Raw genomic sequence first — 18,508 nt, 5'->3', positions numbered from 1 at the left:
CAGACTGCTACGAAGAGCCCGTGTGCGCTGGCTCCGGAAAGGCATTTCCGAATCCCCAACCTCTGGCCAACCGTGCCGGGGCCAATCGGGCCGTCGTCCCGGCCTGCGGCCCTGCGACTGCTTCAACAGCACTCGCGTCGACCTCCGCTGCAACCGACCTCTCCAGCAGAGCCACCGAAATAATCAGCCGGGTCTGCCCCTTTTTTCGCACCAGGAACCCCTCCATGCCTCGCAGCGCTCCATACTTCACCCGGACGAGGTCACCACATTTGAGAAATGGGTGCGGCTCCACGCTGACGCGGTTCTCGACCACGCTCCGCACCGCCTGGATTTCTTCTTCAGGAATTCCTGCCAGCTTGCCCGCCGTCACCAACATTCCGTGAACTCCGGGCGTAGTGAGGATGGGGAGCCTGCGGTCAAGATCGCCGCGGAGGAAGACGTAGCAGGAAAAGAGCGGCAATTCCACCATCTTCGTCCGGTCCCGCCATTGCCGGACATCCGAGTAAAGAGGGAGAAATACCTCAAACCCTTTGTTGGCCAGCATATCGGCAACCAGTTTTTCGTGCTGATGACGAGTGTGTACCGCGTACCACATGCTGCTCGTCGCCGAAACTGCACTGCTGTCAAAAGGAGTGTTGCAAAGGGCCATGTCCCAATCCTCTGTCACGCTGCCTTGTCACTCGTCTTCAGAAATTCCCTGTTGCGTGCGCCAACCTTCGACTCTTCCGGCAGCAGCCCAGCCGCCTTGATCTTGTAAAGAAGCGCACGATAGCTGATATTCAGCGCTCGCGCCGTACGCCGGCGGTTCCATTGAGTCTCCTGCAGGGTCCGGAGAATGATCTTGCGTTCCAGCGCCTGGGCCGCTTCACGGCTTACCTGCTTCAAAGAAACGGAATGGCCGTTAGAAGGTGCGAAGGCAAACGCCCTCTGTGGCTCGGCCGACCCGGCCCCCTCGATTCCGTCGACCCCCAGAACCACGTAGCGCTTCATCACGTTTTCCAGTTCGCGAACATTTCCTGGCCACGCGTGCTGCTGAAGACGTTCGACCAGGCGAGAGTCCGGGGGCGCCGGCTGGCGGCCAAACCTCTCGCTGTAAATCCGCCAGAAATAAGCGGCAAGCTGCGGAATATCCTCTCGGCGTTCCCGCAACGGAGGCAACCGCAACGTCACCGCGCTGAGGGCGGAAAAAAGGTCGGCACGGAACTTCCCGGCGGCCACTTCCTGCTCCAAATCGCGGGCACTTGTGGCGATGACCTGCAACGAAACCAGAACGCTTCTGCCATCGCTGGAAATGAAGGGCCGGGATCCCTCAATCAACTGCAACAGCTCCGATTGCCGCTCGGGTTCCAACTCGGGAACTTCATCAACAAAGAGGGTACACAACCGTCGGCGGGACTTTCCGTTCCCGCTCATCTCTTCCTGGTCACCAAGCCCCTCGGGTTCCAGGCGAAACGCAATTTCGTCGCTGGCGGGTCCATCCGGAGCCGGCAAACTCCATTTAAGGAATGGGGCATTGGCGCCGGGGCTGCAACTGTGGATAAATCGCGCAACGACTTCTTTTCCGGTTCCTTTTTCTCCCACGATCAGGATTGGCACGCTGGCGCCGGCGACCTTTTCTGCAATCTGCCATAACCGCCGCATTCCTTCGCTGTGGCCAACAATAGTTCCTCTGGACGGAAGCGGCTGACCAGCAGTTAGACAGCCATCAAAAGTCTTCAACGTAGTTCCCATACGTGATTCCTCTTCTTCGCTTCCGGATCGCATAGCAAGTGTCGGACTTTTTCCGATCTAGCCAGGTGATTTCCGCCCTAGAATTCCTGAAGGAACCCGACCTTCGATGGGAACTCTTCGGAAGGAAGACCCAACGCCCCACTCCTGTCTCGGTAACCCGATAAGAAGTGTGCAGTTATCTACTCGCACATGACTTGCCAAACCTTGGCCAGCTTCCGAAAAGCACCGCGCTCGAAACCTTGGGGCGAGCCACGCTTCTATCCCGCTCTGTTGCGGTAACTTAGGCGCTGGTTGCGATCGACAAATGCCTCTGGAGCTCGCCGGTCGAATCCGGAGGCGAACTTCACATCATGCAAACTCATTCATGCCTGAGAATTGCATTGCACTCCATGTCCATGGCACGCGAGATGATCGACGGCTGTAAGCTCATGGCGCCTAATACTCTGCCTCTGATCCGAGAAGAGAATGGCAAGTAAAAGTGGGTGAAACAGTTTGCATCTGCTTGCAGATCATTCGACCGGCGCTTGCTGGCGTGCTCATGCTACTCAACGACTGATCATCGGGTAGTGAGCGCTCGTAAGGAAATCAACCGATACGGACTCAGGTAAAATAAGGAGGTCTCAATACTGCGATCCAGCAACGGTCTCGCTTGTGGGCCACGCACTCTCACGCTTTGCCCGCTAGCACCTGTTCCACCCAGGGCGAGGGACCCCAAACGCGGAATATCCTTATCGGCTCATCCACCAGAGCGGCAGCCTCATCCGCGAGGGAGACTTGCAACAGCTCGTCTGAAAGAACCAGGGTGGCTTGGCTGTCATTCGCGTGGACCAGAACACCATCAATCCCTTCCTGTGAACCGACAGACACCGGCGATTGTTTCGTCTTCATCAAATAAGAAACCGGGTTGACTCGCTTAACTGAAAAGGTCGTGTTGGCGTGTGATCTTGCGGCGACGGCATAAGAATCGGCATCCTTGAAAGCGTCCTCTACTGCACGCCTTTTCAACTCCGATGCATCCAGTTGGCCCCGGTCCGTCGTCGGGCGTTTCGGCTCAGTAAGGTTCTTCAATTGTTTTCTCCCGCTTCATCACGATTCTTTTCGGCGGCACTCCGGCCTCCTTGATCTTGTAGAGCAGAGTTCGGTAGCTAATGTTTAACGTTCGCGCCGCCTGCTTCCGGTTCCACTGGGTTTCGCGGAGTGTTTTGAAAATGATCTTCCGCTCAAGTTCCTGCGCCTCCTGCTTCGCCAGTCTTTTCAGGGAAATGCCTCGCATCGAGGGGGCTTCGCACCCCGCCGGCAGCGATACCTTTGCAGCCAGGGCCTCGGCAATTTCGTCCACGGAACCCAGAAGCACGTAGCGCCTCATGACGCCCGCGAGTTCGCTGATATTTTCCGGCCAGTCGTACTCCTGAAGAACATGGACCAGACGGGTTGAAGGCGCGGGAGCGTTTAAGCCCAGCTCCTGCCGATATGTCTCCCAGAAATACCACGCCAACCCAGGAATATCGTCGCGCCGCGACCGCAAGGAGGGAAGCGGCAGGCTGACAACATTGATGGAATAGAAGAGGTCCTCGCGGAAATTTCCCAGACTCATTTCCCGTTCAAGATCATGCCCGGTACTGCAAACCACCCGGAACAACGCGGGAGAGTAGTCGGAAAGGCCCATGCCGGATGGCCGGTCATCGTGTAGCAACTGCGTCAGATGGCGCTGGGAAGCAGCATTCAGCTCCGCCACATCATCAAAGAACAACGTGCCAATGCATCCCGGCCTTCCCGATCCCTCCGGGAGAGATTGAGCATTTCCATTGTCGCCATTGACTTGTTCCTCGGAGAACATAAAGCTGGCGCTCTTCCGCCATCCCGCACTTCCCGCCGGGCTTATCTTGTGGAAGGGAGTAAATTCACCGGGATATTTCTTATGAATGAGCCTGGCCAGAACTTCTTTTCCGCTGCCGGCTTCTCCACGGATAAGGACGGGAACATCGGTATAAGCAATCTTTTCGACCTTATCCCGGATCTCTTTCATCGCGCTTGATACGCCAAGAACCACCGGCTCCGGAGGAAGTAGTCCGTAACTGGTTGTCAAAGCCGCGATTTCTTCGGCCACTATCGCTCCCTCTGTGTGCCAACTTCGGGCGACTTCGAGAGCACATCGCCTTCCAAAAGCCTGGCGCGTGAACACGGTGTCGGGTTCGGCATGGGCAATGCTTGTATAAGCTGCGGGCATTGTGTGGCTTGCAACGCAGGAACAGAGATCGTTCCAGGATGTCCGGCCTGGCCCTTGAGGGCCCAACCGCATGCAAACTTGTTCCGTTTGCGGAAATGTTTTGCAGTACCGGAATGGAGCCGCCCCGGCTAAAGCAGCCCCTCTCAAGCCCACCTGCCTGAAAAGAACAGGCACTCCATCCTCCCTTCACCTCAATCGGCTGCGGCATCGTTACAATTGTTCCGCCGAGGGCGAGGATGATGGCTGAATCTTTCAATTCAAAAGGATTTGACACGTTGCCCCGGAAAAGGCAAAACTCTTAAAATTGAAGCAGCGGCAGCGGCAGCGGATGGGGTCCCCTCAAAGGCGTCCGCATTTCGCCCGGATCTTGGAAACAGGCCGTCAGAGCTGCTACCCGCCTGCAAGGGAGCGAGACTGTGCGGGAGACCGTGAGTCCTTGCATGTTGTTTCTCAGGCTTTTCGCACTCTCTGCCGCGTTGCGGCGCATACGGCAATTGCCTAACGTATGGGGAGCCAGGACAAGGAATTAGGCGAAAGCAAGGAGGAGAACCCCCATGCCTGCGTCCAGGAAAAGGAAATCAGGCCCCCGGTCCCAAAATGGGCCCTCTGGCGTCTTCACTGAACTCGTTGACCATCTCCGCAAAAACAGAACCGGCTTGCGCGCAGCATGGGCGCGCCGCATTACCGAAGCGCAGCTTCTAACGGCGATGAGCGAGGATGAGATACTGACTGAGACGGCGTCCATCTACGATAACTACATTGATGTTTTGGAAACCGGCGCCGTTGAAGCTCTGGAGGCCTATGCGCGCAACCTCTCGGAACGGATTATTCCGCGAGGCGTGGAAACTCACGAAGTGATAGGAATCGTCCTTCTTCTCCGCGACGTCCTGCTGCGTTCGCTCCTGGCAACGTACCAATCCCGTGTGGATTTGCTCACGCGTATGCTGGACGCCTTTGAGCCGGCGGCCCGTCGCATAACCGTGACGGTGGCAGCAGGATTCGTCCACGAACGCGAGAGAATCATCCACCAGCAACAGGCCGCCATCAGGGAGCTCTCAACCCCGGTCCTGCCGGTCCGGGAGGGATTGCTCATCCTGCCCATCGTCGGCGTGATCGATCCGCAGCGAGCGCACCAGTTGACCGGCCAACTCCTGCGTGGCATCCGCGCCAACCGCGCCAAGGTGGTGGTGATCGATGTTACGGGCGTTCCCTCCATCAACTCAACCGTGGCCAACCATCTCGTACTCACGGTCGAAGCCGCCCGCCTGCTGGGGGCAACGGCGATCGTTACGGGGTTGTCACCTGAGATTGCCCAGACGCTAGTCACCATCAGTGTTGACTTGAACAAAATGCACACGGTCTGCGATCTGCGGGGCGGCATCGAGGAGGCTGACCGGTTGTTGGGTTATCGAGTAATCCGGGTGGACGACTTATCTGAACAGGATGAGCAGGGGGAAGGAAACTAAGCCATGCAGGTTCCAATCCTGAAGCAGGGACAGTATCTGATCGCTTCTGTGCAGGCGGCCTTGCGGGACGCTGACCTGATCAATTTGCGGGATTCTTTAACAGAAAAAGTCGGGACATACCGGTCCCGAGGGGTGATTGTCGATGTCACCGCCCTGGACGTTCTCGACTCATTCGCTTGCCGGACACTGAGCGACATTGCCACCATGATAAGGCTACGGGGAGCGCGGACGGTCATCGTCGGTATCCAGCCGGAGGTTGCTTTTTCGATGGTCCAGCTCGGTCTCAAACTGGAAGGAGTTGCAACTGCTCTCGATCTGGAAGAAGGGCTCGAGTATATGAGCCGAAGGACGAAACGGATGGACCATGGCCAGCACGGAAAATGAAGTCCGAGTGTCGATCAAATCGGATGAGGACATCCTCTCTGCCCGGCAGGAAGGGCGGGAACTGGGCGTCCGCCTCGGCTTCGGCCCGTCAGAACTGGCCATGATCGCCACAGCTATCTCAGAACTGGCGCGCAACCTTCTGCTCTATGCAAGAAATGGAAGCCTCATCTGTTGGGCAATCGAAAGGGAACCGAAGAAAGGCATTGTTATCCAGGCGACAGACGAGGGTCCAGGCATTCCGGATGTCGAGGCCGTCCTGAAGGATGGGTATTCCACTTCGGGAGGACTGGGCCTGGGCTTGCCGGGCGTACGTCGAATGATGGATGAATTTGCCATCGTCTCCCATAAGGGCCGCGGGACGACGGTGACCACAATCAAATGGAAGTCATGAATTCCAACCTCGTCGAATGGGGCGTGGCGGAAAGGCGTATGGCCGGTGAAACGCTGTCGGGTGACTTGCACGTGGTGAAGCCGCTAGGAGATAGTGTCCTGCTTGCCGTCGCTGACGGGCTGGGCCATGGCGCGGCGGCCGCGGAAGCTGCCCGGCTCGCTTTGGAGACAGTAGAAGCGTGTGCTCACCAGCCGCTGGCCCAGGTGCTCGAAAATTGCAATCAGAAACTGCACCAGACGCGCGGTGTCGTCATGACCGTGGCCATGCTCAACGCGCTCGACAACTCCATGGAATGGCTCGGCGTGGGCAATGTTAAGGGAGTTCTGGTGCGTTCGATGCCTGGCGGCAAAGCGGTGACGGAGTGCCTGTTGTTGTCCAGCGGGATCATCGGCGGAAAGCTGCCTCCGCTGCGTGCCTCCGCCTTGAAGATCTCCTCCGGGGACACTGTTGTCCTTACAACGGATGGCATCCGGCAGGGATTTGAAGACGGACTGGTCCTGTCCGCGAGCCCTCAAAAGACCGCAGAAAGCATTCTCAGGCGTGACGGACTGGACACAGATGACGCTTTGGTGCTGGTCGCCAAATTTCAGGGGAGGGCGCGATGAAAGCCAGCCAGCGTGAACTCATGCGCCAGTACGAGTCCGCCCTGCGGACCTATCTGGAGAAGAAGGACGATATGGCCCTGGAAGAAGCCTATGAACTGGGGCGCCGCGCTCTGCGGCTGGAGATCAGCCTGATCGAAATGGTCACGCTTCATAGCGATGCCTTCAACTGCTCCCTTCCAAAATTGCCCGAGGCTGGGGATAAGTCGGGTGCTATGAAGGCGTCCGAAAGGTTTCTGATCGAAACCCTCACTCCCTATGAGATGACGATCAGCGGCTATCGGGAAACGAACGCCGCCCTGCAGGCCAGCGAGGAACGCTACCGCGAGCTGTTCGAAAACGCAAATGACATCGTCTTCACCGCTGATGCCGAAGGCAGGCTGACGTCCATCAACAGGGCCGGCGAAAGGCTTACTGGGTATCGGCGGGACGAGCCTCCTCCCATCCCCGTCAACCTGCTGGCGATGGAGCATATCGAGGAAGCTGCCAGGATTTTCCAGCACCTGATGGCCGGTGGCGATCCCTTGACGCGTGAGCTCGAGATTCTGACGAAAGATGGGCACTCCCTTACCATCGAGGTTAGCGCTCGACCGATACTGAATGGGGGGAAAGTCGTCGGAATCCAGGGCATTGCTCGCGACGTATCAGAACGTAAGCGCGCCGAACAAGCCCTGCACCGGCTGAATGAAGCCCTCGAAGAACGAGCGAAACATATCGCCCACGAGCTTCATGACGAGGCAAGCCAGCTCCTGGTGTCGGTCCACATCGCAATCGACGGGATGATGAATAACCTGCCACCTTCCGGCCAGCAGACCATCGGAGAAATCAAGCGGCTCATTGAGCGGATTGAAACAGAGTTAAGACGGCTTTCCCATGAACTGCGGCCTACCATTCTGGACGACCTCGGACTGGTTCCTGCAGTGGAGTTCCTGACTCAGGGCGTCTCAAAGCGGTTCGGAATTCCAATCACCGTCGAGGGAGACACCGCCGGGCGGATTTCACCCCAGGTGGAGGTCGCGCTCTATCGCATCATTCAGGAAGCCCTCAGTAATATCAATAAGCACGCCAGGGCTGCTCATGTTTCGATTCGGATCCAAAAGGAGCAGAACAAAATCCATCTGACCATTACAGATGATGGCGCCGGCTTTGACGTCCAGTCCGTCCTGGGACAGAAAGGAAGGTCCGGCCTGGGACTGATCGGAATCAGGGAACGGCTGATTCCTTTGCGCGGGGAATGTATAATCAACTCCAGTCCCGGTAAAGGCACGGAAATCTTGGTTCAGGTTCCATCGGAGGGAAAAGATGCCTATACGTATCCTTCTGGCAGATGACCATCAGATGGTGCGCCAGGGACTGAAGGCCCTTCTTGAGCAGGAGGGCTTCAAGGTCGTCGGCGAAGCCGCCGACGGCCACCAGGCCACCCGCCTGGCACAGGAATTGTTGCCTGACATTGCCATCCTTGATCTTGCAATGCCTTTGATGAACGGGATCGGCGCGGCCAAGGCCATCAGCCAGATAAGTCCCCAGACGAAATTGATCGTCCTGACCATGCACACAGAAGCCCAGTACGTACTGGAAGCTCTGCGCGCAGGAATCAGGGGCTACGTTCTGAAAAGCCGCGCCGCTGGCGAACTGGTCCAGGCCATTCGCGAAGTTTCGCGAGGTTCGACTTTCCTGAGTTCTGATATTTCAGATACAGTTGTCGACGCCTACCTGAACAAGGTTGATGTTCCAAGCGACAGTCTCAGCCCGCGTGAACTTCAGGTTTTGCAGCTCGTCGCCGAAGGAAAAACAACCAAAGAGGTGGCTTCCCTTCTGAATATCAGCGTGAAAACCGCCGAATCGCACCGGACCCGGATCATGGAGAAACTCGACATCCATGAAACCGCTAGCCTCGTTCGTTATGCTATCCGACGCGGCCTGGTCCAACCCTGAACCTCTGCCGCCGCCTTACAGGCCCTGCCCAATACGGCAGTCGTGGCAATTTCCTAAGGTGTTTACCGGATTGACCGTAGCCCTTCGGACGGATACGATGCAACTCGCCGGGAGTCGTTCTCCGCGCCAGAGTTGCGGGGCCCGCGAGGCTGGCATGTCAAGCCGAGGCTAGAGACCTTGGGACATCCGGGACGGACAAGGCCGATCAGCCACAGGATTGAGCCAAGCCAGGTGAAGGCCGGTGGTAGCGTCCGCATTACCCCAGGGGGGAATCGAACGGTCTTGCGATCAGAACGCCCCAACAGGCCGGAGTATCGGGAAGTCTTTAAATCGCCGATGACGCTGCGACTCATGCTCGCCGACGACAACGAGCTTGTCCGCCGAAGTCTGCGGAACCTGCTTGAACGGGCTGGTCTCAACGTCATTATTGAAGCTGCCGATGGAGAACAGGCGGTTTCCCTTGCCCTTCAGCACCGGCCTGACGTCATTCTGCTTGACCTTTCAATGCCGCACCTGAACGGCATCGAAGCTGCCCGCCGGATCCGGAAGTCTATTCCTGAAGCGCGCACCATCATCCTGACCATCCACCGCGACTACCACTACGTTCGGCGAGCTCTGGAGGCTGGGGCCCACGGTTACATTCTCAAAGATCGTGCGGTAGGAGAGCTGGTCCGCGGAGTTCGACAGGTCGCCGAGGGCAAAGTCTTTGTCAGTGACGCGCTTTCCCATCTGGTCGCCCAGCAGGTATAAGGACCTTCGGTTCAGCGGCACGCCGCTTTGGTTTTCCTGTTTCTTCTGACAAACGCTATAGAACCCCCGCACGGAACTGCCATTGCTGCGGCAACGCCGCCGCGTCCAAAAAACTGCCCGCCGAATCGCCGCCGGTGAATGCCTCCAGTTAGGCGTGATTAAGATCAGAATATTTATTCGTCCGCGGTCTTCGGAGGCCAAACGAGTTGGGCAAACCGCCTCTGCGGCTTCTGAAGCCCGCGCGTCTTCAAAAGAAGACCATTTCCGCGCGCTCCTTGATAGAATAGCCGCCAGCCAAAGAGGAAGACACCATAAAGCATCGAACGGAGGGTTCAGATGGACAAACTGGGTGTGGCGATCGTGGGAACGGGATGGGTTTCGGGCGAATACATCCGGTCGTTTGAAGCCGACCCTCGCACGGAGGTGCGCGCTATCGTCAGCCGGGACAAAGATCGCGCCCATGAAAAGACGGAAGAATTCAAGCTGGGGAGCGCACGGGCCTATGAACATCTCGAAAGGATGCTCGACGACCCCGGAATCCACATCGTCGTACTGGCAACGCCTCATCATCTGCACGTCCCGCAAGGCATCGCTGCAGCAAATGCAGGCAAGCACCTGGTGATTGAAAAGCCAGTGGCCCTCGACCTGGAAGGGATGAGGAACCTTCAGGCCGCCGTTCATGCCGCGAAAGTCAAGACCGTGGTCAGTTTTGTGCTGCGCTGGAACCCGCTGTTCGAGACCATTCGAGCGATGCTGGCCGACGGATTCATTGGAAAGCTCTTTGCCGCCGAAGTTGATTACCTGCACGGCATTGGGCCCTGGTACGCCCAGTACTATTGGAACATCAAAAAGGACATGGCCGGCAGCAGCCTGCTGACGGGAGGGTGCCACGCTGCCGACGGTCTCCGCTGGTTTGTACGCAGCAAGGCCGTGGAGGTTTTTGCCTACGCCAACACCAGCCCGGACAACCCTCTGCATTATGAGTATGAGCCTAACAGCGTCACGCTGGTCCGTTTTCAAGATGGCACCATCGGCAAGGTGGCCTCTTCAGTGGAGTCCATCATGCCCTATGTTTTCCGCATCCAGTTGCTGGGAGATCAGGGAGCCATCCGCAACAACGAGATCTTCAGCAAGCGCTGGCCCGGCCAGAAAAACTGGGCGGCCATTCCCACCGTTCTTCCTGACAGCGGTGACGTGGCACATCATCCCTTCCCGCAGGAGGTCAGTCATTTCATTGATTGCATCCTGGAAGATCGGGAATCGCACGCCAATCTCGATGACGCCGCGCTCACCCACGAAATCTGCTTCGCCTCAGAAATTTCAGCGCGCGAACGCCGGCCCGTCTCTCTGCCGCTGTAACACAGAGATCTACGCGGAAAATCCATGTCCGGGTGGCGGTCCGTTGCGATACCGGCCACCATTCCGCAACTCAGCCTCTCATAGCAAGAATCGGATTGCCTCGGCAACGTATCCGCCGCAAGATGGATGCATGGAGAATAAAGAGATGCATACAATGCAAAACGATTACTCGCGGATCGAGAAGGCAATCCACTATCTCGATGAACGCTTTCCTGCACAGCCCGACCTTGCTGAGGTTGCGAAGAGCATCAACCTCAGTCCCTTTCACTTTCAACGGCTCTTCCGGCGGTGGGCCGGCATCAGCCCCAAACGTTTTCTGCAGTTCCTGATGCTGGACTACGCAAAGCACGCACTCGACCAGTCCGGAAATGTTCTCGACGCTACGTATGCCGCTGGCCTCTCAAGCCCCAGCCGGCTGCACGACCTGTTCGTCAGCGTGGAAGCCGTTACTCCCGGCGAATTCAAGAAGCGGGGCGCAGGCCTTCGCATCAGTTACGGGTTCCATCCCAGCCCGTTCGGCGAATGCCTGCTGGCCGTGACCGATCGGGGAATCTGCGCCATGTACTTTGTCACCAGCAAGCGCGACGACCTGGTGAACGAGGTGCGCCACCGCTGGCCCGGAGCCGATTTCGTCGAAGACTCCAAAGCGACGGGCCAATACCTCGACCGGATCTTCCCTCGAAACGGCCGTCCGGGAAAACTACCCATTGACCTGCGCGGAACCAATTTCCAGATCAAGGTGTGGCAGGCGCTGCTGGAGATTCCCCCCGGCGCCGTCGTACCCTATCGAGAACTGGCCGTGCGCGTGGGCAATCCCAAAGCGTCCCGTGCCGTGGGCGGGGCCGTCGGGCAAAACCCCATTGCCTTCATCATTCCCTGCCACCGAGTCATTCGAACCGTGGGAGCACTGGGCGGCTATCACGGCGGAGTCAATCGCAAACGCGCCATGCTTGCCTGGGAAGCCGCGCGCACTCACGGCGAGGAATAAGGCAATCGACGACTGCGCCTTGTGTGTCGCTGCCACTTTGCGCCCGAAGAGTTGTATCTCAAAACGAGCGCGCAGTCCCGGACTCGATCAAAGCAGATCGTCCAGCGGACGGGTCTTTCCCTGGCGATGCTCATCGAGTGCTTCATCGGCAAGCCGGCGGAGCGGCAGCACCAGCCTTCCAGGTCAAATCCCGAGCAACGGCGACAGGCGGCTGAGGACTTCATCAAGGACTTCTTGTGGCACGCGGCCGACAACTTCCGCTCGCCGTTCTTTCCAATCCACACTCTTCAGGTGGTCGGCAAGTATCACTCCCCCAATGCGCATATTTTCTGGCAAAGCAACTTCGAAGGGGTAGCCTTTTACGCGGCTGGTAACCGGGCAGACCAGAGCCAGCCCGCTCCTTTCGTTGTAAAGCTGGGGCGAGAGAACCAGGGCAGGCCGACGTCCTGCCTGTTCGCGCCCTGCTTGCGGATCAAAGGTCAGCCAGATTAGGTCGCCAGCATCGGGAACGTAGCCACGCGCTACCATGTCTCCTTCCCGACCGGCCCGCCCCATTCCGTTTTGCCGTGGCGGTTTTTGGCGGTGATCCTGCCGACCAGCTCGCCGAGGCTGTGCCTGCGACGACTGGGTTTAATCACGATAGCTCCATCGCGGCCCAGACTCACGGTCAGCGGATCACCTTCTGCAAGCCGGGCGCTCTCCGCCACCGTCTTCGGGATTCTCACTGCCAGGCTGTTGCCCCACTTACCGAGCTGTGTTTCGCTTGCGGTTTTCATGTGTATCTACAAAGAATATACACCTCTCGAGGCCCGTTGTCTAGCGCCTCTCTGCGGCTGGCATCCAGGGTGAATTGATGCCACGCGCTGGCGAGCGGCTCGCCAGGCTGACGACAACCGTCACGGCAAAATTGAGGATGAGTGCGGCGAAGCCCGCGTTCAATCCCACGAAGGGGTCGCGGCCACTCAGGATGAGGAGCGCGACGGCGACGATTCCCACGACAAGTCCCGAGAACACTCCCGCCCGGCTTGCGCGATTCCAGAAGAGCCCGAGAACGATGCCGGGGAAGAACTGCGAAACTCCCGCATACCCGATCAAAAGGAGCGCGACAATCGTCTTCCCGCTTGTCAGCGTAAAGAACAGCGCTACCGCCATCAGCGCCACGGAAGTCCACCGGGCCAGTCTGGCAACATGGTCGTCAGTCATCGAAGGCGCAATGAGCGGCCGGTAGAAATTCTTGGCGAACAACGTAGCTGCCGTCAGGATGAGAATGGCGGAAGGCACCATGGCCGTCAGCGCTCCGGCGCCGCCCACAATCCCGAGAAACCACGGCGGAAACGTCTTCTGCACCACCGTCAGGAGTGAAAGGTCGCCGTCTCGAAGCCCCGGAACGATCAGCACGGCCGCAAAGCCCGCAAAGAAAATGAACGGCAATGTCAGCGTGTAGAGCGGCATCACGATGGCGTTGCGCCGCAGCGTGTCGGCGCTCTTGGCGGTGAAGCAACTCCCGATGAGGTGGGGCCACATGTAGGCGCCGAGTCCGGTCAGCAGGACGGTGGAAAGGTACCACGCGTGTCCCATGTTCCTGGTGGCGCCCGGCATGGTGAGGTGCGCGGGATGAGCGCTGGCAAGCGCCTTGAACATCTGGCCAATCCCGCCGAACCAGTGGTATGGAACAGCAATGCCAATCACCACCGCAGCCCCCAGCAGCAGCAGGTCTTTCAGGATACTTACGCGCGCGACGGCGTGGATGCCGCTGGTAAACACAAATCCGGCCACCAGCGCGCCCGCAATCGCCATGGCCGCCGTGCGATTGATTTCACCAAAGCTGGCCACTTCCACGATGATGCCCATTCCCTTCAGTTGCAGTTGCAGATAGGGAACGATGAACACCACTCCGATGACGGCCACCAGGCCCGCCAGCAACTTGCTGTCATATCGCTTCTCGAAAAAATCAGACTGTGTCTGCAATCCGCGCGCGCGGCCGACCTCCCACAGCGGCGGAAGAATAAAGAATGACACCACGTAAGCCAGCGAAATGTAGGCGAGAATATAAAGCGCCGGACCGCCGCGTGAATAGGCCCAGCCGCTGGCCCCGAGAAACGAGAAGGTGGTATAAGCCTCGCCCGCCATCAGCAGCCAGACGAGCACCAGTCCAAAGCCCCGGCCGCCCACTGCCCACTGCTCAAGGTTCATCGCCTGGCGAGAGCCCGCGCGAAAGCCAATAAACGAGCCAATTCCGATAATGGCAAGAATAATCAAAAGTGCGATGACGGATGAATTCATCGTGCTCCGCTCTGCGGCCCGCCGGAATGCTCGGGGTCAGCGCGCTTTTCAAAATGATATGCGCCCCAAAGGCAGAGCGGCGTCAACAGTATCCACAAGACTAGCCAGAAGAAGTTGAAGGGAAGCCCCAGCACAAAAGGGTCAATGCGGTCCCAGAGCGCAACCGTAAAGCACACACCCACAAACGGAATCAGCCCCAGCAGCAAGGCAGGCCAGGTTGGCTTTCGCACCATCAAGGTTTCTCCCGCGAAACTCGCAGGATTATACGACAGGAAGCCAGGGATCGAAAATTTGCGAATTTGGCTTGACAACCTCCTACAAGAGTAGTAGGTTGGACGACGAGGTTAGGAAATGTCAAACCCACGAGTCACCAAATTCGAATTTCAACTACTCCAAAAGCTTTGGGACCTGGGGCCCTCCTCCGTTCGTGAAGTCCAGCAGAGCCTCCCCCACGAAGAACGCCCCGCCTACACAACCGTCCAGACGATTATCTATCGTTTGGAAGAAAAAGGGGCGGTCCGTCGAGTAAAGAAGATCGGGAATGCACACATTTTTGAAGCTGCTCTTACTCGACGGGCGGTCTATCGACGTTTCATCAATGATCTCCTGGAGTTGCTGGATGGCTCTCCCGCTCTTTTGGTGTCGCATCTAATCGACACCGGTAAGCTTACCCTTGCTGATATTCGCGCCATTGAAGAAGAGCTGGCTGCAAAGGAGAGGAGAAAATGATCGCGGCGCTGGTTCGGCACTTGATTGAATCGACCGTCTTCGCAGCCCTCGTGACACTTTTCCCAATCCTGATGAAAAAGCGCGGGGCTGCAGCCCGGCATACCATATGGCTTCTTGCAGCTTCAAAGTTTGCTCTCCCGGTAGCATTGTTTTCAGCGGCAGGCATTCAGTTGCGGTCTTTTTTCCCTGCTCACGAGGTGTTCCTTGCAAGCTCCACTGTGTTGCCACGCGTCCTCGTTCCAGCGGCTCCGGCGCCAATCAGCAGCGGAACGGTGGGGTGGATCGACGGTCTAATTCTGGCTGCATGGTTCGGAGGCTCCACATTGATGCTGGCGCTCTGGCTCCGCAGCTTCCTGGCCCCAATTGGCCATTCTGCGCCGTCCCCGGATTCAGAAACCGAAGTGCTGGCCCGAATGCGAAAGCAGATCGGGCTGCGCAGGAAGGTTGCTTTGCGCTCCATAGAATCGAATGCCGAGCCGGCCGTCCGGGGTGTCTGGCGGCTGACGATCACCCTTCCAAAGGGTCTTTCAACATTACTTGCACTCCGGGAGTTTGAATCTGTACTGCTCCACGAGCTGGCGCACGCCAGCCGCCGCGACAATTTGACCATGAGCTTTGTCCACACTCTGGTCTGCCTGTTCTGGTTTCACCCGCTCTTGTGGTGGATAGAGCGGCGGCTAATCGCAGAGCAGGAACTGGCCTGCGATGAATTCGTGCTTCGCAATGGGCCGACCAGCGAGGAGTACGCAGCGGGCCTTCTCAAGGTTTGCCGGTTCCACCTCCTGGAAAGCGGAGCGAGCACATGTGGATTTGCCGGTTCGAATCTGAAAAATCGATTGGAGGCAATCATGTCTTTCAAACTTAACCACCTTAACCAGCACGCGCCCCGGCTCCTGCTCGGCACACTGCTTTCGGCCGTGACAGTTGTCCCGCTGGGCATGGGGCTTTTGGCCACGCCGGTTGCCTATGCGCAGGACACTAATGCCCACAAACCACTTTCTGGAACGGCAATTTCAGGGCGGGCAATTACTTGCACTTCTGAGAGCAAGGATTATCCCATGGGCACTGTAATCCAAGTAAAAACCCGAAACGGGGGGTTTCTGGCCCAGCAAATGTGCGTCGAGGACCCAAACGGCCACCCTTTATGGGTTCGAACCAACACAGAGGCCCGCCAGCGGAGCCAGCATGTGATCATTGTTCCCAGCCCGCCCCCTGTATTTTGTAAGCCCGCGTCGTCGCCTTCTCCAAAGTATTGCGCCTGCGAAATGGACTCGGGGCCGAGCACGTTTGGATTTGGGGCCATCGTTTACACAGTAGATGGAAAGGGACACTTGCGCTGCGACAAGGGCAAATGGCGCCCTGCAACTCCTGAAGAACTCGGGCTGCGCGAGAAGAATTGATGGTTGGCCCAGTGGCGTGCGTCCAAATTCACGGATAACCAAAGCTACACCCTCAAATCCGCCGTGGGCAGGAACTTCGGCGGCTTGCGAAATTTTGTAGCCTGCTCGAAAGAATATGCCAGCTTGATCAGCGTAGGCTCGCTCCAGGCGCGGCCGAAGAACGAAATGCCGACGGGAAGCCCGAAGACGAACCCGGCGGGCACCGTCACGTGGGGATAGCCGGCGATGGCGGCGGGGCTGGAACTTCCGCCCGTATCGTGGTCGCCGTTCACCAGGTCCGTGGTAAAGGCCGGCCCTGCGGTGGGCGCCACCAGCGTATCCAGCTTGTATTTTTCCATAGTGGCGTCGATGCCCTTGTCGCGCGAGAGCGTGCGGCATTTCTCGAGCGCTTTCTGGTACGTGGGATCGCTGAGCGGCCCTTTGGCTTCCGCTTTGATGAAGATGTCCTGGCCGAAATAAGGCATCTCTTCGCGAGCGTGCTTGTCGTTGAACTTGATGATCTCCCTCAGCGTATGAACGGGAGCTTTTGGCCCGAGCGATTCGAGGTAGGCGTTCAAGTCAGCTTTGAATTCGTATGACAACACGTCAGATTCCCCATCGCCCATCTCCTTGAGCGTCTCGATTTCCGCCGGGTCTACGATCACCGCACCATGTTCCTTCATGACAGCGATGGCGGCGTTCGCCAGCTTATCGACAAAGTCGCTGTAACCAAACAAGTGCCGCACCACGCCGATGCGGGCTCCGCGCAGCCCGCGCGCGTCCAGGAACTTTGTGTAGTCCGTCAGAGACTTGCCGCGGCTCCCGAGTGTCGCCTTGTCAAGCGAATCGACGCCGCTCATCGCGCCCAGCAGAATTGCCGCGTCGGCCACAGTTCGCGCCATGGGGCCGGCGGTATCCTGGGTGTGCGAAATGGGAACCACTCCGCTGCGGCTCACCAGCCCCACCGTCGGCTTAATGCCCACAAGGCCGTTGATGGATGACGGGCACACAATCGATCCGTTGGTTTCGGTGCCCACGGCCACCGGACACAGATTGGCGGAGGCGGCCACGCCGGAACCGGAACTCGATCCACAGGGATTGCGGTCAAGCGCATAGGGATTGCGCGCCAAGCCGCCGCGCCCGCTCCACCCGCTGGTGGAGTGCGACGAGCGGGCGTTGGCCCACTCGCTCAAGTTGGCCTTGCCCACGATGATGGCTCCGGCCTTGCGAAGCTGCGCCGCCACAAAGGAATCACGCAGCGGAATCGAACCCTCAAGAGCGTACGAGCCGGCCGTAGTGGTCATGCGGTCCGCCGTCCCGATGTTGTCCTTCACCAGCACGGGAATGCCGTGCAGGGAACCTCGAGGACCCTTGGCCTTGCGCTCGCGGTCAAGGTCGCGGGCGATGGCAAGGGCATCGGGGTTGACTTCAATAACGGAATGCAAGGACGGCCCGCGCCGGTCGAGTTGCTCGATTCGCGTCAGGTACTTTTCCGTAATCGAGTGCGCCGTCAGCCTGCCGGATTTCATCGCCTGCTGGAGCGCGGCAATGGTGGTTTCTTGCAGGTCGAATTTGCGGACGCCCTGGCCAGGCGAAGCTGACGATTCTGCAGCGGGAGTGGAAGGTGGCACGGCCATTGTGGCGCCGCCCGCAACGCCAAGCTTCAAAAACCGCCTGCGGTCAATTTGTGGCGCTCCCGAGTTTGATGACTTTTTCGGGTTCACGATGGTTGTGTCCTTTGCTGCGTTGGAATTGCCCGCCCATCATACTCCAACCCAATAAAGTATGAAGTGTGAAGGATGAATTATGAAGTGGGGCGGTTTCAGGTTTTGAGGTTGTACCGGCTTCCGCCAGTAAACTGAGGACCCGTCACTCAGGACTCATCACTCGTCACAAGCACCACTCAGTTGATCCGTCGCTTTCATCCTTCATGCTTCGCACTTCATACGTCATTGAAGCCGTCTGCCGAGCAAGGATGTAGGCCAGCAAGAGTGCGCCACAGGCCGGCAAGAATCTCGGGGTGCGTGTCCGGTTCGTTTTTTCAAGCTCTTCCCTATTTTCAACAAGATAGCCCGGTTCGTTTTTAGCTTCGTTCCGGTTCGTTTTTTCCACAGGCACGTGTTTTCAACAACTTCTCCGCTTTGTTTTAGGTTCGTTTCCGGTTCGTTTTTTGGCAATTTCCCTTTGTTTTCAACAACCTCTCCGGTTCGTTTTTCAAAAAACGTGTTTTTTGTCCCATTTGCCTCAAAACCAGCGCGAAAAATGGCTTTTTGAGGACTGCAAA

At 58.0% G+C, this 18,508-nt stretch carries 21 protein-coding genes; 11 read left to right on the top strand and 10 right to left on the bottom strand.

The genetic code is table 11. The features are described from left to right. Nucleotides 1-7 precede the first annotated feature (7 nt). The 4 genes from VFQ24_17445 to VFQ24_17430 all read right to left on the bottom strand — a co-directional run bounded on the left by VFQ24_17445 (nucleotide 8) and on the right by VFQ24_17430 (nucleotide 3,838). The gene (locus tag VFQ24_17445; protein ID HET9180143.1) at nucleotides 8-649 is read right to left on the bottom strand and encodes a UpxY family transcription antiterminator; all 642 of its coding nucleotides are present in this window, start codon (nucleotides 647-649) and stop codon (nucleotides 8-10) included. Between the two features lie 14 nt (nucleotides 650-663). Then, the gene (locus VFQ24_17440; GenBank protein HET9180142.1) at nucleotides 664-1,731 is read right to left on the bottom strand and encodes a sigma 54-interacting transcriptional regulator; all 1,068 of its coding nucleotides are present in this window, start codon (nucleotides 1,729-1,731) and stop codon (nucleotides 664-666) included. A gap of 666 nt (nucleotides 1,732-2,397) precedes the next feature. Then, nucleotides 2,398-2,799 carry a hypothetical protein gene (locus VFQ24_17435; protein HET9180141.1) on the bottom strand — a complete coding sequence of 134 codons (402 nt, stop codon included), beginning with the start codon at nucleotides 2,797-2,799 and terminating at the stop codon, nucleotides 2,398-2,400. Further along, nucleotides 2,783-3,838 (bottom strand): sigma 54-interacting transcriptional regulator, encoded by a 1,056-nt coding sequence (locus VFQ24_17430; protein HET9180140.1) that lies wholly within the window; start codon nucleotides 3,836-3,838, stop codon nucleotides 2,783-2,785. The genes VFQ24_17435 and VFQ24_17430 overlap by 17 nt, the downstream gene beginning before the upstream one ends. A gap of 674 nt (nucleotides 3,839-4,512) precedes the next feature. Between VFQ24_17430 and VFQ24_17425 the strand changes: the two genes are divergently transcribed. The 9 genes from VFQ24_17425 (at nucleotide 4,513) to VFQ24_17385 (ending at nucleotide 11,833) form a co-directional block, all read left to right on the top strand. Next, nucleotides 4,513-5,424, top strand: coding sequence for an STAS domain-containing protein (locus VFQ24_17425; GenBank protein HET9180139.1), 912 nt, complete (start codon nucleotides 4,513-4,515; stop codon nucleotides 5,422-5,424). 3 nt (nucleotides 5,425-5,427) lie between these two features. Further along, entirely contained in the window at nucleotides 5,428-5,808 is a 381-nt protein-coding gene (locus VFQ24_17420; GenBank protein ID HET9180138.1) for an STAS domain-containing protein, read from the top strand. Further along, on the top strand, nucleotides 5,789-6,199 hold the full coding sequence (locus tag VFQ24_17415; GenBank protein HET9180137.1) for an anti-sigma regulatory factor: 411 nt from the start codon (nucleotides 5,789-5,791) through the stop codon (nucleotides 6,197-6,199). The genes VFQ24_17420 and VFQ24_17415 overlap by 20 nt, the downstream gene beginning before the upstream one ends. Then, nucleotides 6,187-6,804 carry a SpoIIE family protein phosphatase gene (locus VFQ24_17410; GenBank protein ID HET9180136.1) on the top strand — a complete coding sequence of 206 codons (618 nt, stop codon included), beginning with the start codon at nucleotides 6,187-6,189 and terminating at the stop codon, nucleotides 6,802-6,804. The genes VFQ24_17415 and VFQ24_17410 overlap by 13 nt, the downstream gene beginning before the upstream one ends. After that, on the top strand, nucleotides 6,801-8,132 hold the full coding sequence (locus VFQ24_17405) for a PAS domain S-box protein (protein HET9180135.1): 1,332 nt from the start codon (nucleotides 6,801-6,803) through the stop codon (nucleotides 8,130-8,132). The genes VFQ24_17410 and VFQ24_17405 overlap by 4 nt, the downstream gene beginning before the upstream one ends. Further along, the gene (locus VFQ24_17400; protein ID HET9180134.1) at nucleotides 8,104-8,736 is read left to right on the top strand and encodes a response regulator transcription factor; all 633 of its coding nucleotides are present in this window, start codon (nucleotides 8,104-8,106) and stop codon (nucleotides 8,734-8,736) included. The genes VFQ24_17405 and VFQ24_17400 overlap by 29 nt, the downstream gene beginning before the upstream one ends. A 336-nt stretch (nucleotides 8,737-9,072) precedes the next feature. Beyond that, nucleotides 9,073-9,486, top strand: a complete 414-nt coding sequence (locus tag VFQ24_17395) for a response regulator transcription factor (GenBank protein ID HET9180133.1) — start codon at nucleotides 9,073-9,075, stop codon at nucleotides 9,484-9,486. 336 nt (nucleotides 9,487-9,822) lie between these two features. Beyond that, complete coding sequence (locus tag VFQ24_17390) at nucleotides 9,823-10,845, top strand: Gfo/Idh/MocA family oxidoreductase (GenBank protein HET9180132.1); 1,023 nt, start codon at nucleotides 9,823-9,825, stop codon at nucleotides 10,843-10,845. Between the two features lie 145 nt (nucleotides 10,846-10,990). Then, nucleotides 10,991-11,833 carry a methylated-DNA--[protein]-cysteine S-methyltransferase gene (locus tag VFQ24_17385; GenBank protein HET9180131.1) on the top strand — a complete coding sequence of 281 codons (843 nt, stop codon included), beginning with the start codon at nucleotides 10,991-10,993 and terminating at the stop codon, nucleotides 11,831-11,833. 183 nt (nucleotides 11,834-12,016) lie between these two features. Here the strand turns inward: VFQ24_17385 and mazF are convergent, their stop codons facing one another. The 4 genes from mazF to VFQ24_17365 are packed head-to-tail and all read right to left on the bottom strand — an operon-like array spanning nucleotide 12,017 to nucleotide 14,349. Then, entirely contained in the window at nucleotides 12,017-12,361 is a 345-nt protein-coding gene (gene mazF, locus VFQ24_17380; protein HET9180130.1) for an endoribonuclease MazF, read from the bottom strand. Next, a complete protein-coding gene (locus tag VFQ24_17375; protein ID HET9180129.1) occupies nucleotides 12,355-12,609 on the bottom strand; it encodes an AbrB/MazE/SpoVT family DNA-binding domain-containing protein in 255 nt (84 codons plus the stop codon). The genes mazF and VFQ24_17375 overlap by 7 nt, the downstream gene beginning before the upstream one ends. Before the next feature lie 40 nt (nucleotides 12,610-12,649). Beyond that, nucleotides 12,650-14,116 (bottom strand): sodium:solute symporter family protein, encoded by a 1,467-nt coding sequence (locus VFQ24_17370; GenBank protein HET9180128.1) that lies wholly within the window; start codon nucleotides 14,114-14,116, stop codon nucleotides 12,650-12,652. Beyond that, a complete protein-coding gene (locus VFQ24_17365; protein HET9180127.1) occupies nucleotides 14,113-14,349 on the bottom strand; it encodes a DUF3311 domain-containing protein in 237 nt (78 codons plus the stop codon). The genes VFQ24_17370 and VFQ24_17365 overlap by 4 nt, the downstream gene beginning before the upstream one ends. A gap of 118 nt (nucleotides 14,350-14,467) precedes the next feature. Between VFQ24_17365 and VFQ24_17360 the strand changes: the two genes are divergently transcribed. Both VFQ24_17360 and VFQ24_17355 read left to right on the top strand, forming a co-directional pair. Further along, nucleotides 14,468-14,845 (top strand): BlaI/MecI/CopY family transcriptional regulator, encoded by a 378-nt coding sequence (locus VFQ24_17360; protein HET9180126.1) that lies wholly within the window; start codon nucleotides 14,468-14,470, stop codon nucleotides 14,843-14,845. Further along, complete coding sequence (locus VFQ24_17355) at nucleotides 14,842-16,245, top strand: M56 family metallopeptidase (protein ID HET9180125.1); 1,404 nt, start codon at nucleotides 14,842-14,844, stop codon at nucleotides 16,243-16,245. Before VFQ24_17360 ends, VFQ24_17355 begins: the two co-directional genes overlap by 4 nt. A gap of 44 nt (nucleotides 16,246-16,289) precedes the next feature. Here the strand turns inward: VFQ24_17355 and VFQ24_17350 are convergent, their stop codons facing one another. After that, nucleotides 16,290-17,861 carry an amidase gene (locus VFQ24_17350; GenBank protein HET9180124.1) on the bottom strand — a complete coding sequence of 524 codons (1,572 nt, stop codon included), beginning with the start codon at nucleotides 17,859-17,861 and terminating at the stop codon, nucleotides 16,290-16,292. Between the two features lie 312 nt (nucleotides 17,862-18,173). Continuing rightward, a partial coding sequence (locus VFQ24_17345; protein ID HET9180123.1) for a hypothetical protein occupies nucleotides 18,174-18,508 on the bottom strand: 335 nt, incomplete at its 5' end.

The organism is Terriglobia bacterium (assembly GCA_035712365.1).
GTDB lineage: Bacteria > Acidobacteriota > Terriglobia > UBA7540 > UBA7540 > SCRD01.
The sequence above is the reverse complement of the archived record's forward strand: the minus strand, read 5'-3'. Positions and strand labels throughout refer to the sequence as shown.